Origin of the sequence: Qipengyuania profundimaris (assembly GCF_030717945.1) — a bacterium.
GTDB lineage: Bacteria > Pseudomonadota > Alphaproteobacteria > Sphingomonadales > Sphingomonadaceae > Qipengyuania > Qipengyuania profundimaris.
Map to the genome: position 1 here is coordinate 1,011,408 of NZ_JAVAIM010000001.1, position 15,943 is coordinate 1,027,350.

General features: G+C 64.1%; 9 protein-coding genes. 2 read left to right on the forward strand and 7 right to left on the reverse strand.

The window, feature by feature from the left end:
- Nucleotides 1-16: 16 nt before the first annotated feature.
- From Q9K02_RS04995 to Q9K02_RS05010, 4 genes are all read right to left on the reverse strand, one after another.
- A complete protein-coding gene (locus Q9K02_RS04995; RefSeq protein ID WP_305931898.1) occupies nt 17-802 on the reverse strand; it encodes a hypothetical protein in 786 nt (261 codons plus the stop codon).
- Nucleotides 803-1,001: 199 nt separating this feature from the next.
- On the reverse strand, nt 1,002-1,307 hold the full coding sequence (locus tag Q9K02_RS05000) for a hypothetical protein (RefSeq protein WP_278327462.1): 306 nt from the start codon (nt 1,305-1,307) through the stop codon (nt 1,002-1,004).
- A gap of 42 nt (nt 1,308-1,349) precedes the next feature.
- Complete coding sequence (locus tag Q9K02_RS05005) at nt 1,350-4,223, reverse strand: M16 family metallopeptidase (protein ID WP_305931899.1); 2,874 nt, start codon at nt 4,221-4,223, stop codon at nt 1,350-1,352.
- 13 nt (nt 4,224-4,236) lie between these two features.
- The gene (locus Q9K02_RS05010; RefSeq protein ID WP_305931900.1) at nt 4,237-6,471 is read right to left on the reverse strand and encodes an acylase; all 2,235 of its coding nucleotides are present in this window, start codon (nt 6,469-6,471) and stop codon (nt 4,237-4,239) included.
- 125 nt (nt 6,472-6,596) lie between these two features.
- Between Q9K02_RS05010 and Q9K02_RS05015 the strand changes: the two genes are divergently transcribed.
- Nucleotides 6,597-8,048, forward strand: coding sequence for an ATP-binding protein (locus Q9K02_RS05015; RefSeq protein WP_305931901.1), 1,452 nt, complete (start codon nt 6,597-6,599; stop codon nt 8,046-8,048).
- On the opposite strand, the gene Q9K02_RS05020 is transcribed toward Q9K02_RS05015, so the two are convergent.
- Nucleotides 8,028-9,203, reverse strand: coding sequence for an acyl-CoA dehydrogenase family protein (locus Q9K02_RS05020; RefSeq protein WP_305931902.1), 1,176 nt, complete (start codon nt 9,201-9,203; stop codon nt 8,028-8,030). The genes Q9K02_RS05015 and Q9K02_RS05020 overlap by 21 nt on opposite strands.
- A gap of 185 nt (nt 9,204-9,388) precedes the next feature.
- On the opposite strand from Q9K02_RS05020, the gene clpB reads away from it, so the two are divergent.
- Nucleotides 9,389-11,965: an ATP-dependent chaperone ClpB gene (gene clpB, locus Q9K02_RS05025; protein ID WP_305931903.1), complete on the forward strand. Its 2,577-nt coding sequence runs from the start codon at nt 9,389-9,391 to the stop codon at nt 11,963-11,965.
- A 111-nt stretch (nt 11,966-12,076) separates the two neighbouring features.
- On the opposite strand, the gene Q9K02_RS05030 is transcribed toward clpB, so the two are convergent.
- Nucleotides 12,077-15,256 (reverse strand): TonB-dependent receptor domain-containing protein, encoded by a 3,180-nt coding sequence (locus tag Q9K02_RS05030; protein WP_305931904.1) that lies wholly within the window; start codon nt 15,254-15,256, stop codon nt 12,077-12,079.
- A gap of 284 nt (nt 15,257-15,540) precedes the next feature.
- Nucleotides 15,541-15,852, reverse strand: a complete 312-nt coding sequence (locus tag Q9K02_RS05035; protein ID WP_305931905.1) for a hypothetical protein — start codon at nt 15,850-15,852, stop codon at nt 15,541-15,543.
- Between the last annotated feature and the right edge of the window lie 91 nt (nt 15,853-15,943).

The following is a 15,943-nucleotide window of genomic DNA, read 5'->3' on the forward strand; positions in this document are numbered from 1 at the left end:
GTTATGGGCGCTCCCTTCAGCGACAGTTCGGATGTTGGCCGATATCGCGCAGGTCGTAGAACCGGCCGTCTGCGATCGTCACCTGCACGCACTGGCGCGACTGGGGTCGCCACTGGATCGAATAGCGCGTGTTGCCGCTGGTGAAATTGTCCACCTGGCGGAAGCCGCGTGCTTCCAGCTGGCTCATCCCGCCGGCTGCGCGGGCATCGCGTAGGTCCTTGAACTGTGCCGCCTGACGGTAGCCGCCGCGCCCATGATGATGCGACAAATTGGCGTTGCGCTGCTGCACGCCGGCCGAATAGCCGTTCGAATAGGCGTCGGAGCGGTCGTAATTGTGATAGGCGGCATTATGCAGACCGTCGGTGTAGCCGCGCTCATACTGCAGCTCGCTCTCGCGGTCGGATTGGTGATTGCCGTCATCGTGGTGGTGCGATTTGTGGCTCAGCAAGGCGCCGAGGATCGCGGCACCTGCGACAGCGGCAACTGCTGTTCCGGCGCTGCCCTTGTGATGGCCGCAATCCTGGTCGCTGGCATCCTGAATAGTCTCGACACGGCCATTATAGACTTCAACCTGCACGCAATCGTCGTCCGCCTCGTCCCACCAATAGCTGTAGGCGTAGCCCATCTCGTTCTTGTGGGTAGAGACGTGAGCAAAGCCGCGCTGCTGCAGTTGGTACTCCGCATCGCGGCCCATGGTGCCGTTGATATCGACCAGCTGGCTGGCTTTCTCGGCGAGGACCGGCGTGGCGGCCATCGCGATAGCGGCGCAGAAAAGTGCGGATTTTGGCAGTGTGGAATTCATGACGAACAAATCCCCTTATCCGTGAACACCTTGCACGAACCAGGCCGTTCCGCGGGCCGAAACGACTCGGCTCCCGGTAGAAGACTACCACCGCGCGCCGGATTGGAAAGGTCGGTAATCTTTCAGGCTTTGTCGCGCGCAACGAAAAAGGGCGCCGGAATCGCTCCCGACGCCCTCCCAATTCTTGCTGAAGAACAGCTTAGCCCTGGCGTTCGCCAGTAATCGGCATGTCGCCGAAAGCGCCGGCGTTGACGGTGCCGGTCAGCTGGTCGCCATCGACGGTGGCGTTGCAGTTCAGGGTCATCGGCATGGGGACGGTCATGTCCATCTTCCAGCTCAGCGCATTGCCGTTGATGGTGCCGTCCTTGACGTCCATCGAACCCATTCCGCCGGCCATCGAGCCGGTGAAGGTGTTGCCATCGTCGCCCGGGACGACGGTGAAAGTGCCTTTCTGGTCGCCCATCGGGCTCTTGACGACGGTGTCATACGTACCGGCTACGGACATGGTAATTCCTCTCTGCAAAATTTGAGGGTTTGAAGTGACGCCTTAATCCGCGTTGCTGACATCAGTGTCAACATCGAGATAGGTCGTCGGCAGGCCGAGCTTGTCGAGCTGCGCGTCGATCTCGCTCCGGTCGCCGACCACCACGATGGTGAGGTCGTCTGGGCCGAGATATTGCCGGGCGGCCGCATCGATCGCGGCCTTGTCGATCGCCCGATAGGTGGCGGGCAGGGTGGTGTAGTAATCGTCCGGCCGGCCGAGCCGGTCGTTCTCCACGATCGCGCCGAGCACCTGGTAATTGGTCTCGAAGCGGTTCGGCAGGCCGCGGATATTGCCGTCGGTGACCCGGGTGAATTCGGTATCGTCGACCGTGCGGGTGCCTTCCGCGAATTCGCGCGCGGTATCGAGGATGAGCTGGACCGAATCGCCCGTCCGGTCGGACTGGACCGAGGTGCTGACGGTGAAGGTGCGCGGGCCAGCCGGCGCATCGACGCCGCTCCGTGCGCCGTAGCTCCAGCCCTTTTCTTCGCGAATGATCATGTTGAGGCGGCTGAGGAAGCCATTGCCGAGCACTTCATTGGCAAGGTCGAGCGATTCCAGCCCCGGCGTTGCTCCGGCGAGCGACAGGACGCGGCCCGCATAGATCACCGATTGCGGCGAATTGGGCCGGTCGATGACCACGAGGCGGGTACCGTCGACGGGGGCGGAGTCGGTAAACACCTTTTCGGACGCTGCGGCCCCGCTCGCCTGCCAGTCTCCGAAGGCGCCTTCCAGCTGGCGGGTAAGCTCGGGCATGGTGATATCGCCGACCACGAAGATTTCGGCGTTATCGGGCCTAATCCATTTGCCATGCTCGGCGCGCAGGGTCGCCGGGCCGATGGCCTCGACCACCGGCACGGTGCCGAGGCTGCCGACGGTGCCATAGGGATGGTTCTCGCCGAAGATCAGCGGGCGAAGCGTGCGGCTTGCCAGTCCTCCGGGGGAGGACAGCTGCTGGGCGATCTCGGCCAGGCGCTGGTCGCGCACGCGCTCGACTTCGGTCTGGGCGAAAGCGGGATTGCGCACGATGTCGGCCATCAGCTCCAGCGACGGCGCAAGGTTGGTCGCAAGCGCGTTCATCGTCACCGAGCTGGTGTCGAGCGAACTGCCGGTGCCGATCGACGCGCCGAGGCGCTCCTGCTCCTCGGCAATCTCGACGGCGCTGCGACTGGTCGTGCCTTCTTCCAGCAGGTCCATCATCAACGACTGCGTCCCCGCCCGGGCCGCACCGTCGGCGGAATATCCGGCATCGAACTGCATCGAGATGACGACCTTGGGCACGGCGGTGCGGCGGGCCAGGGCGACCGATATGCCGTTCGACAACTCGGCACGCTCGACGGTCGGGAAGGTCAGCGGGCCGACGTCTTCCGGCGTCGGCATTTCGCGCGGCGGGCCGGTACGGGTGATCTCGATCGGCTCCTTGGCGTCCGGCTCAGGTGCGGGAGTGGTTGCCTCGTCGCCCCAGCCGCCCATATCCGCACCGCTCTCGACGCGTTCGCCGGGCACGATGGCGAGCTTATAGGCCGGGCGATTGAGCCAGCGGCCAAGCGCCTCGCGCACCTCGCCGCTTTCGAGCGACGCGGCGCGCTCCAGCGCTGTGCGGTAATAGGCCGGGTCGTCGGAATAGAGCAGCCCTTCGGCCAGCGTCGAACCCTTCCCGCCGAAGCCGCCTACGCGTTCCAGCGCATCGATCTCGCTGGAGACCCAGCTGGTCGCCGCGCGGTCCATTTCGGCTGGCGTCGGCCCGCTCGCGAGATATTCGGCCATCACTGCGTCGAGCCGGGCTTCCGCCTGTGCGCGGTCGACGCCCGGCTTGATGTCCATCTGCGCCATCAGGATGCCGACCTGTTCGGACTGCCAGTTGAAGGCGCTGACGCTGGTGGCGAGCTGCTCGTCGCGGACCAGCACATTGTCGAGCCGCGAACTGGCGAGCCCGCCGAGGATGTTCATGCCGATCGACAGCGGCACGGCGTCCGCGTGGTTGATACCGGGGCCGGTCCAGGCGCGGTAGACCCGCGTTTGGGGGACCTGGTCGACCAGCTCGCGGGTTTTCTCCGCCGCCAGTGTGACCGGGGCGGCCTGCACCGGCGTGACTTCGGGCCCGCGCTCGATTTCGCCGAACCAGCGCTCCACCATCGGGCGTGCCGTTGCGGCATCGATATCGCCGGTCAGCGAGAGGACGACGTTGTTCGGCGCGTAATTGTCGATGAACCAGTTGCGAACATCGGTGAGGCTCGCCGCGTCGAGATCGGCCATCGAGCCAATGGTCGAATGGCGATAGGGATGGCCGACGGGAAACAGCCCTTCGAGGATGGCATAGAACGTCAGGCCATAGGGCTGGTTATCGCCCTGCCGCTTCTCGTTCTGGACCACGCCGCGCTGTTTATCGAGCTTCTCCTGGCTGATCGCGCCGAGGAGGTAGCCCATGCGGTCGCTTTCCATCATCAATGCAAGGTCGAGCGCGCCGGTGGGAACGGTTTCCACGTAATTCGTGCGGTCGAAATTGGTCGAGCCATTGGTGCTGGTGGAGCCTGCGGCCTCCAGCGGAATGTCGAAATTCTCGACGTTCTCGCTGCCGCCGAACATCAGGTGCTCGAACAGGTGGGCAAAGCCGGTGCGGCCGCGCGGTTCGTGCTTCGATCCGACGCGGTAATAGGTCGTCACGCCCACGATCGGCGCCTTGCGATCGGTATGGACGAGGACGGTCAGGCCGTTGTTCAGCGTGAACTGCTCGTAGGGAATATCGACCTTGTCGACGAGGCTGGCGAGCGAGCCGTCGGTGGCGGGCGGAGTGGCCGCGGTTGCCATCGGCTCGCCGGGCACGCTGGCGCATCCGGCAAGAGCGAAGGTGGCAATTCCGGTCAGCAGAATATGGCGCATGGTCGAGTCCCTGTTAGCGAGTTCGGTCTGATGAAACGGTATAGCGGCGCACGGCATTGGCAAGCACATCCTCTCGCCAGAAATGCACCGGCTTCAAGCGGTGCTGGATGAACAGCGTAGCCTGATCGGCATAATGCGGGGAATTGGGCCGCGTGGTCGCAGAACCGAAAGGCTGGATGGAGCGCGAGGTGACCCGCTCGCCCGGCATCCATTCGACCCACTGGATGAAGCTGTCGCCGTGTCGCACCGAGAGGCGGCCATCGTCGTCCACGTCCCACAACGTTGAAGCGCGCAGCGTGTCGGAGCCCCCGTCAAGCGGCAGGTCGACCGTGCCCTGCCGCAGGCGCAGCAGCTCGCCCATGGGCGGATCGAGCCTGCCGAAATGCGTCAGCAGGTGATCGACCGAGCGTTGCAGCTCCTCCTCCGCATCGGGCCAGCTCTCGTTGTTGTAGCTCGATCCCATGAACGGGCGGATCATGAGCAGGGCTAGGCTGTCGGCGCGACCGATATTGTCGGCTTGGAGATCCCACCCGGCTAGCAGGCGCTGGGCCGCCAGCAGTTGCTCGTCATCGGTGCGGATTGCCGCCACGTCGCGCAGCATTTGCGCGATATAGCCCGTGTTCTCGTAGCCGGTGTCGTATTTGATCCGCTCCAGCGCCGCACGGTCGAGCACGTCCGCTTCGGCCATCAGCTTCGCCCCGCGGGTCCCGCGATTGGTGTTCTTGATCTCGATGCCGAGTTCGGGCGGAAAGTCCTCGGGCGACAGATTGCTGCCGGGACCTGCGTCGAGAAACGGGTTGTTGTTCGCCTCGACCAGCCAGCCGCTGGACGGGTTTACGTAGCGGGGCAATTGCTCATAGCTGACCGGGCCGCGCGTTATCAGGTCGCTACGATCGCCCGGCAGGATGCCGCGCCAGTCGATCCGCTCGCCATCCACGGTCGCGGGCCGGGACGGGATCGCGGCATTGTAGATATTGGCGATGTTCCCCGCCTTATCGGCATAGATGAAATTCGTCGAGGGGATGTCCATCCGTGCAAGGATACCCTCCCATTCATCGAGCGAGCTCGCCTTGTTAAGCCGGTAATAGGCGTCGAGCTGGCCGAGATTGCCCATCCCGCCATAGCGGATAGCGAAGGCGCCTTTGTCGTTCTTCACCACCGGCCCGTGCACGCTGCGCCAGATGTCGCGCCGGATCGGCAGGATGATCGGGCCGACGCGTACCGGCAGCGTCACCGTGCGCTTTTCGAGATCGCGCCACGCGCCGTCGAGACGATAGCGTGTGCCGCTGTCGTCCAGCACCAGCTGGTAGATATCGACCATGTCGGGCGTGTTGACCGTGTTGGTCCAGCCGAGATCGGCATTGTGGCCAAGGAAGGGGTAGGGGCTGCCGGGGAAATTCGCCCCGGCGAAATGCCAGCCTTCGCCGCTTTCCACGACCAGCTCGTACCATGCCACCCCGCCGCGCCAGGGCTGGTGCGAATTGGAGATGAGGGTCGTCGGCCCGCCGGATTTCTCGGGCGTGACGGCAAAGGCGTTGGAGCCGCTCATCGCCGCTTCCTCGCGCGAGGGCAGGGCGAGCGGGCGGGCGTAGGCGAGAGGTTCGGAGCGCGTGCCGTCCATGATCGGCGGCGCGTCGCTTGCGGGATCGTCCATCGGGATGGCCGGTCCCTGTTCCCGCCGCAGCGGCTCGCCCTCGACCAACGGGCCGATGACATTGCCGAGGCCGAAGAAGAACGGCTGGCGCAGCGCGAAACCGGCGGCGACGTCCACGCCATCGACCGGGAAGAGGTTGCCGAGCTTCACCTCGCCCGGATGCGCGGCGGCATAGTCGTTGAGGCCCGCGGCATAGGCTTGGAACAAAGCCCGCGTGTCTTGCGGCAATTCGGGAAAGCGCTGCTCGGCAGTGCCGCGTGCGTCGAGCAAATGGTAGGCGTAGTCGAAGGCCGCGCCGTCCTGCCCGGCGATCGCGCCATAGCGCCCGCGGCTCATCGCGATCACGTCCTGCAGGGTGGAAAAATCGTCCTCCGAATGGGCGACTGCCACGCCATAAGCGACGTCGGCATCCCGCTCGCCATAAATATGCGGCACGCCGAATTCGTCACGAACGATCTCTGCGGTGTAAGTGCCGTTGGAGGGACGGATATCGTCCCGCTCGGCCCAGAAGGGCTCCCACGTCGCCAGCGCCACGAAGGCGACGAGCAACACAACGAGCAGCGCGAACCCGCCGCGCGCAAACCATTTACGCATTGAGACAATTCCTCTCTTGGCCCGTGGCCTAGCGAGAAAGAGGCGCAGTGCAAAGTCGCATTGGGCTGGGCAAAACCCGCCGCGCGCTATTTCGTTAACGAGATTCGGCTCGCTAGCCAGAGCATGTGAGCACGCAGATCACCATCGGCCATGACGCCACCGGCAAACCGGTCGAGTTCGATGTCGAGGAACTGCTCGCCACGCGCCTGCTGGTGCAGGGCAATTCGGGCAGCGGCAAGTCGCACCTGCTGCGCCGCCTGCTGGAGGAAAGCGCCGGCATGGTGCAGCAGGTGGTGATCGATCCCGAAGGCGATTTCCCTTCGCTGGCCGAGGAATTCGGCCATGTGGTCATCGACGGCGCGGCCTATTCTCCGGGCGAGATCGAAGCGCTGGCCCGTCGCATCCGCGAACACCGGGCCAGCGTTGTGCTCGATCTCGACGGGCTGGAGGTGGAACAACAGATCCGCTGCGCCGCGCAATTCCTGACCGCGCTGTTCGATGCTCCGCGCGAGCATTGGTACCCGGCGCTGGTGGTGGTGGACGAGGCGCAGATGTTCGCCCCCTCCGCTGCGGGCGAGATGGCCGAGGACACGCGCCGCATGACGCTGTCGGCCATGACCAACCTCATGTGTCGTGGGCGTAAGCGCGGCCTCGCTGGCATCGTCGCGACGCAGCGACTGGCGAAGCTCGCCAAGAACGTCGCCGCCGAGGCGTCGAACTTCCTCATGGGGCGCACCTTTCTCGACATCGACATGGTCCGCGCTGCCGACCTGCTCGGCATGGAGCGGCGGCAGGCGGAGCGTATTCGCGAGCTGGAGCGCGGGCATTTCCTCGCGCTCGGTCCGGCGATCACGCGGCTGCCGCTGGCGTGCAAGATCGGCCCGGTGAAGACCGGCCATCAGGCGCGCGCCGAAGGGTTGATGGCGCTACCCGATACCGCGCCTGCCGACATGGAAGCGCTGCTGACACGCGACCTTGCGGGAGACGTCGCAAAAGCTGCACCGCCTCCGCCGCCGTCCGCACCGCGGGTCGAGGACGTCGAGCAGAGTATCGCGCGAGCGGAAGAGCGTCAGGTTGCGCCGCCCGCCGAAACGCGCGCCACCTCCGCCGTGGCAGAGCAGATCGAGGCGATCATCCGTGCGATGGCGATCGAGGAGGGCATCTCCTTCCAGTCCGCCAGCGCGCAATACCAGACCTTCCTCACCCGATGCCGACGCGAGCGGATCATCGGCCCCATGCCCGACATGCGCGCCTTCCGCCGCCGCTTCGCCATGGCGGGCGCCGGTTTGGACGAGCTGCCGGAAGGTACTGCCGCGCGCATCATGGAACTGGCCGAGGCGGTCGAGGAAGATTTGCTCGCACCCTTCCTGGTGATCGCTCGCGCCGCTCATGCGGGCGAAACGCAGGTCGACGAGGAGGCGCTTGCCCGTGCCTATGGCACCAGTTCGCCCGGACGCATCCGCCGCCTGCTCGACCACCTCGAGCGGCAGGGCCTCGTCGTCGTGCGCGAGGACTTCGGGGGGGATCGCACGGTGATGGTGCCCGGCCTAGGCGACTTAGCGACTGCCGCCGAATAGCTGGCGTCCGGCGAGATCGAGCATGATCTCTTCGCTGCCCCCGCCGATCGCATTGACGCGCACCTCGCGGTAAATCCGCTCCACCTTGCTGCCGGTGATGTAACTTGCCCCGCCAAGGACCTGCGCCGCCTCGCGGGCGACGGATTCGAGCATGCGCGTCGCCTGCACCTTCAGCATGGCGAAATCGGCCGGGCGGTCGCGCCCCTCGCGCACCTGCCAGGCGCACAGGTCCACCCAGGCTTGCGTCGCCTCGATCTGGCGTTCCATATCGGCCAGCTTGATGCGGATCGACTGGTGGCCGACCAGCGGCTTGCCGAAGGTCTCGCGGTTCTCCGCCCACTCCGCTGCTTCGGCCATTGCGACCCGGGCAAAGGCGCAGCAACCCATCGCCATGCCGAGCCGCTCGCTGTTGAAATTGCGCATGATGCCGATGAAGCCGCCGTTCTCCGGACCGATGAGGTTTTCCGCCGGTACGCGCACATCGCTGAAATGGATCGCGGCCGTATCCGAACAGCGCCAGCCCATCTTGTCGAGCCGGGTGCGCTCCACCCCTTCGCTGTCCATGTCTATCAGCAGCAGCGAGATTCCCCCTCCGCCCGGCCCGCCGGTGCGCGCCGCGCAGGTCAGCCAGTCGGCCCGCATGCCGGAGGTGATGAACATCTTGCCGCCGTTCACGACGTAATCGTCGCCATCGCGTACGGCAGTGGTCGAAAGACTGGCGACGTCCGATCCGCCGCCTGCTTCGGTAATGCCGAGGGCGATGATCTTCTCCCCCGCGAGGACCGGCGGAGCTACGCGCTGTTTCAGTTCGTCCGATCCGAGAGCGAGGACGGGAGGGAGCCCGATGCCGTGCGTCATCAGCGAAGCGCCGAGCCCGCCGGCCCCCACGGCTGCCAGTTCTTCCGTCACGACCAGGCCGTGGAAGATGTCGAACCCTTCCTCGTGCCCGCCATATTTCTCCGGATAACGTAGCCCTAGGATTCCCGCTTCGGCGGCTTTTCGGTGCAATTCGCGTGGCAATTCGCCCTCGGCTTCCCACCTGTCGATATGCGGCGCGATTTCGCGGGTAACGAAGCGCCGCACGCTTTGCGCGAGCGCTTCGTGGGTTTCGTCATAGAAGGGGGAACGGGCGCGCCAGTCGTCGAATGCTGTCATGGGCGCGAGACTTGCGCGGAGCGAGGCTGCGGTCAATCGCGAAGAAAAATCCGCCTGCCCTCTCGCCAAGCGCGGGCACACCCCTATATCCGACTAACACACCTCGCAGATTTTATTGGTGAGGGCTTGTGTTGCATAATCGCAACACCATATTCGAGCGGATATTCAAACACAGGGGTTTCCAGATGAATCTCGAAAAATTCACCGACCGCGCCAAAGGCTTCCTGCAGAGCGCGCAGACCGTCGCGATCCGCATGAACCATCAGCGGATCACGCCGCTGCATATCCTCAAGGCGCTGCTCGAAGACAACCAGGGCATGGCGGCGCAGCTGATCCAGCGCGCGGGCGGCAACCCGGGCGTGGCGATTACCGAAGTCGACACGGCGCTGGGCAAGATTCCGGCAGTATCCGGGGGCGGGGCGCAGTCGACGCCGGGCCTCGACAACGATGCCGTGCGCGCGCTCGACCAGGCCGAACAGCTGGCGGAGAAAGCGGGCGACAGCTTCGTCCCCGTGCAGCGGTTGCTGCAGGCGCTTGCCCTGTCGGACAACGACGCGGGCAAGGCGGTCAAGTCCGCCGGCGTCGATGCTAAGTCGCTCGAAGAGGCGATCCAGGAAGCAACTGGCGGCCGCAGCGCCGACAGCGCCAGCGCCGAGGAAAGCTACGACGCGATGAAAAAATACGCCCGCGACCTCACGCAGGCGGCGCGGGATGGCAAGCTGGACCCGGTCATCGGGCGCGACGAGGAAATCCGTCGCACGGTTCAGATTCTCGCCCGTCGAACCAAGAACAATCCGGCCCTGATCGGCGAACCCGGCACCGGCAAGACCGCAATCGCAGAAGGGCTCGCGCTGCGCATCGCCAATGGCGACGTGCCCGACAGTCTCAAGGGCCGCACGCTGATGGCGCTCGACATGGGCGCGCTGATCGCAGGTGCGAAATATCGCGGCGAGTTCGAAGAGCGGCTGAAGGCCGTGCTCGACGAGGTGAAGGGTGCGGATGGCCAGATCATCCTATTCATCGACGAGATGCACACGCTGATCGGCGCGGGCGCGAGCGAAGGCAGCATGGATGCGGGTAACTTGCTGAAACCTGCCCTGTCGCGCGGCGAACTGCACTGCATCGGCGCGACGACGCTCGACGAATACCAGAAGTATGTCGAGAAAGACCCTGCGCTCCAGCGGCGTTTCCAGCCCGTCTATATCGACGAGCCGAGCGTCGAGGATACGATTTCGATCCTGCGCGGCATCAAGGACAAGTACGAGCTGCACCACGGCGTACGCATCACCGACGGGGCGATCGTCGCCTCGGCGCAGCTCAGCAATCGCTACATCCAGAACCGTTTCCTGCCCGACAAGGCGATCGACCTGATGGACGAGGCAGCGTCGCGCATCCGCATGGAGGTGGAGAGCAAGCCCGAGGAGATCGAGGGGCTCGACCGCCGCATCATCCAGCTGCGGATCGAAGAACAGGCGCTGCAAAAGGAGAGCGATTCCGCCTCGAAGGATCGCCTCGAAGCTCTGCGCAAGGAGCTGTCCGAACTCGAGCAGCAGTCCTCCGAGCTGACAACGCGCTGGCAGAACGAGCGCGACAAGATCCATGCCGAGGCGCGGGTCAAGGAAGAGCTCGACCAGGCGCGGCTCGAACTGGAGCAGGCGCAGCGCACCGGCGATCTCGCCAAGGCGGGCGAGTTGCAATACGGCAAGATCCCGCAGCTCGAGAAGCAGCTCGCGGAAGCCAGCGGCCAGACCGAGAACGCGCTGCTCAAGGAAGAGGTCACCGAAGACGACATCGCAGGTGTCGTCAGTCGCTGGACCGGCATCCCGGTCGACCGGATGATGGCTGGCGAGCGCGAGAAGCTGCTCGACATGGAGAACATCCTTGCCAAGCGCGTCATCGGGCAGAGCCAGGCGATCGATGCCGTATCCAAGGCCGTGCGCCGTGCGCGCGCCGGCCTACAAGACCCGAACCGGCCGCTCGGCAGCTTCCTTTTCCTCGGCCCCACGGGCGTGGGCAAGACCGAGCTGACCAAGGCGCTCGCCGGCTTCCTGTTCGACGACGACCAGGCGATGGTCCGCATCGACATGAGCGAGTTCATGGAGAAGCACGCGGTCGCCCGCCTGATCGGCGCGCCTCCGGGTTATGTCGGTTACGAGGAAGGCGGCGTGCTGACCGAGGCCGTGCGGCGCAGGCCCTATCAGGTCGTGCTGTTCGACGAGGTCGAGAAGGCGCATAGCGACGTGTTCAACGTGCTGTTGCAGGTGCTCGACGACGGTCGCCTGACCGACGGGCAGGGCCGCGTGGTGGATTTCACCAACACGCTGATCATCCTGACCTCGAACCTCGGCAGCCAGTATCTCGCGCAGATGACCGACGAGCAGAAGGTCGAGGATGTCGAGCCGCAGGTGATGGACGTGGTGCGCGGGCATTTCCGTCCCGAATTCCTCAACCGGCTGGACGAGATCATCCTGTTCCACCGCCTGGCGCAGGAGCACATGGCTCCGATCGTCGAGATCCAGGTCGCGCGCGTGCAAAAACTCCTGAAGGATCGCAAGATCACGATCGACCTGACCGACGGCGCGAAGAAGTGGCTCGGTCGGGTGGGTTACGATCCGGTCTATGGCGCTCGTCCGCTGAAGCGCGCTGTGCAGCGTTACCTGCAGGATCCGCTGGCGGAGATGATCTTGCAAGGCGAGGTGCCGGACGGTGCCACCGTGGCGGTCGAAGAAGGCGACGGCGCGCTGCAGATGCAGGTGAGCTGAGGCAGTCGTCTGCTCGCCGGGGGCGTTCCCTGGCAGCAGCCGCCAAACGAAAAAGGGCCCCGGTTTCCCGGGGCCCTTTCTTTTGGTCCGAAGGTCGCCCTTCGTTCGAACTTACAGTTCGATGTTGAAACCGGCGTACCAGTAACGACCGAAGTTGTCGTACGGTTCGCCGCCGGCGATGCCGAGCTGGCCGAAGGGCGGCTTCACGTCGAACGCGTTGTCCACGCCGAGGTAGAAGCTGAACTCTTCCTGCACATCCCAGGTGATGCGGAAGTTGTTGTAGATCTTATCCGAGAAGGTCGGATCTGCATACTGGTCCGCATTGGCCGGATCGAGGGTGACGAGTTCGCCCGGGGTACAGGTACCACCCGAAGAACCGACCACACCCGACGTCGGGCACAGGCCCTGGTACGGGTTCTGGTTCTCGTAAGCGCTCTTGTACATCGGACCGATGTAACGCGCCGACCAGGTCAGGGCGACATCGCCGAAATCGTAAGTCGTATTGAGCGAGGCGGCCCAGTCGGGATCGCCCAGTTCGCTCTTGATACGGTTCGGATTGATCGGCGAGGTCGGATCTTCGAAGAAGTTCAGCTTGAGCAGGTGCGTTGCGATTGCGCGCACGCTCAAACGGTTACCATTGTCGAAGGTCCGGTTGTACCGCACGTCGATGTCGATGCCTTCGGTTTCGCGCGAAGCGAAGTTGATACCACCCGAAAGCACGGCCGGCTCGATGAAGAGGCCGGTGGTCGCATCGCGGCTGACCGTCGTACAGAAGGGGTTATCGATACCGGTTGGCGAATCGTAACAGTTGTTGAGGATCGTCTGAGCGCCGAGGACGGCGATCTGATCTTCAATCTCGATGTTGTAGTAATCGACCGTTACGCTGAAGCCGGGCAGGAACCGCGGCTCGAGAACCACGCCGAGGGTAAGGGACTTGCCCTTTTCTTCGGTCAGGTTCGGGTTACCGCCGGAGGTGAAGCCGGTCGACGCCGTACGCGCAAGGCAGTTGGTGAACCGATCGCCGACCGCAACCGGGAACGAGCTACCGGCACAGGCCGCTGCAATGGCAGCATTGACCGTAGTCGGAACACCATCCGCGGCACAGTTTGCTGCACGGTTCGGGTTGTTGTTGATCGCACCCGTATCGCGGTCACAGGGGTCCGCCAGGAAGGCGAAGTTCTGCGACTGCGGCGAGTAGAGATCGCTCAGCGTCGGCGCACGAACCGAAACGGCGTAACCTGCACGGAAGCGGATGTCCGGGATCGGTGCGTAGATGCCGTTCACGTTCCACGAGAAGGTCGTGCCGGTTGCGGTGTTGTAGTCCGAAACACGTGCTGCACCGTTGAGGGTCAGCTCTTCGGCGAAGGGCAGGTCGGCCAGCAGCGGAACGCGAAGTTCGCCGAAAGCTTCCTTGACCTTCAGGGCCGGCGGATCGAACGGCTGGATGGCGTTCAGGAACGTGCCGCCGCTGGCGGTCAGTTCGTCGAACGCTTCGAAAGCACGCTCTTCACGGTATTCACCGCCGATTGCGAAAGCGATCGGGCCACCCGGAAGTTCGAACAGACCCGACAGGTCACCAGCCAGCGAAGCCAGAACCACGAACTGTTCGGCATTGCCTTCGCGGCGACCGGTCGTGTTGACATAGTCCAGAGCTGCCTGGCTCGGAGCACCGAAGCCGAACAGGTTGATCGGCACACAGTTCGGGTCGTCGTTGCTCGGATCGGAGTCCGCATTGATGCGGCAGACCGGGTTACCGGCACCGTTCAGGACGGCATCGGCAGCCAGGTTGAAGCCTGCCGGGTTACCGTCGAGATCGAACAGGACGAGGTTGTTCAGCGAACGAAGGTCGGTTTCGAGACGACCGTAGTTGGCCGAAAGCTCGTAGTTCCAGTCATCGTTGAACGTGCCTTCGATACCGCCGACGATGCGATAGGTCTCGCGCGTCTGCAGTTCGCCGCGTCCACCGAAGTCGATGTTGAAGCGCGAGAGCGGAACGGTTTCCGTGTTGGTCCGTCCGGCCGAGCAGAGGCCGAAGCTCTGCAGCGTGCCGAGCGCCTGATCGTTCAGGAAGGCGTTGTCGCAGAACAGCGGGTTGCCGCCAACGAAGGTCGGGCCGCCGACGAAGAAGCTCGGCTGGCCTTCCTGGATTGCTTCGAGACGAACATACTTCGCTTCGACGAACGGACGGAAAGCGTCGGTAACGTCGAAACGGGCAAGAATGTTCGCCGTGTAGCGCTCGAGACCCGCAGCAAGCTGACCGGTGTTGCGAAGCGTGGAACCGCCACCGCCGATGTCGTTGCCCGAGAAGGGCAGGTTTTCATCGGGTTCGTCGATGATCAGGTTGCCATTGGGGGCGAAGCGCAGGAACACGCCGCCGCCGAGGCCGCCAAGCGTACCACCGTCGGAGATCGAACCGTTGCGAACGCCGCAGATGGGTTCGAGGTCGGTGATGCCGTCGCTACCGAAGGGACCTTCGTCACTCTGGTCGTCGCTGACGACGTTATATTGGCAACGGCCGCTATAGGCGCCGGTCAGATCGTCGCGCTGACGGAAGTACAGCGGGTCCGACTTGGCGTATTCGCCGGAAACCGCGATGTTGCCGCGACCGTCGGCGAAGTTCTTGCCGTAGGTTGCGGAGATAAAGCGGGTCGCACGGTCGCCTTCTTCCGAGATGCCGGCCTGGCCGCGAACGGCGAAACCTTCGAAGTCGCGCTTGAGGATGAAGTTCACCACGCCGGCAACAGCGTCCGAACCGTAAACGGCGGAGTTACCACCGGTCACCACATCGACACGCTCGAGCAGGTCGACCGGGATCGTGTTGACGTCGACGATGAAGTCGCCCGGCAGAGCCGTGATGTGGCGCTTGCCGTTGACGAGGACCAGCGTACGACTGGTGCCGAGGCCACGAAGGTCGAGCAGGTTGAGGCCGGCCGTACCGATGAAGCGGGTGGAGTTGCCCTGGCTGAAGGTGGTGCGCAGCGACGGAAGATCGTTCAGCGCGTCGCCGAGCGAGATGTCGCCCTGGTTGGTCAGGTCTTCGGCGGTAACGCTGGTGACCGGAACCGGCGATTCGAGGTTCGGACGCGCAATACGCGAACCCGAAACGATGATGGCGTTTGCCGGAGCCGGATCGACGACAGCATCCGGGCCTTCGTCGGCCGTGTCGGACGCGTCCTGCTCGGACGTGTCGACGTCCTGCGCATAGGCCGGATTGGCCAGCGCAAGGGCGGCGAGACCGGCACCGGTAAACAGCGCGGCCCGTCCACCCATGGTGGAAAAGGTCTTCTTCATGATTGTCAGTCCCCTACTCAAGCCGGGGTTGTCCGGCTGATGCTGCGATAAAAGCAAGCGTTTGGGGCGGACGCAAGCAATGCCTAGGCGAAAACCCTTGGGGGAGGGCAGTTCACGACCGAAGGGTCACCAATTTGCAACAGTTTTGCAAGATCATCCGACCTTGCGGAGCAGAAACGCATGGCCGACATCCGGCGCGCCCTGTCGAACCCCCTCGAATTGAAGGTTTGGCTCGATTTCATGAAGGCAGGAAGGCCGATCTGGCTGGATGGCCGGCTGATGGATTAGTTGCCGCCGCAGATGCTCGCGTCGCTGCAAACGCCTTCGCGATTGGCGAGCCGTCCCGCCTCGTCGCGAGTCTCGCTGTAAAAGGCGATCCATTCGTCACGTGTCTTGCACAGCCGCTCCTTCTTCGCCCGCGAGCCGGTTACCTTGAAGGATTTGCAGATTTTCGCATCATCGCCTGCGTCAGGCTTATCACTCTCGGTCGTGCGAGTTTCAGCGGATGTAGTCTGTTTCGAATTCGACTGCATGCTGTGCACGGGCGTCGTGAGAGCGCACAGGCTCAGGGCGATGATGGCGGTGGCTGTTTTCATGATGAAATCCTTCAGCGATCAAATCGCAGTGCTGTGTGCGGGATGAATAATCCGTAGGAGTGATAGCTTATAAAAAAAGGGGCGGCAACAG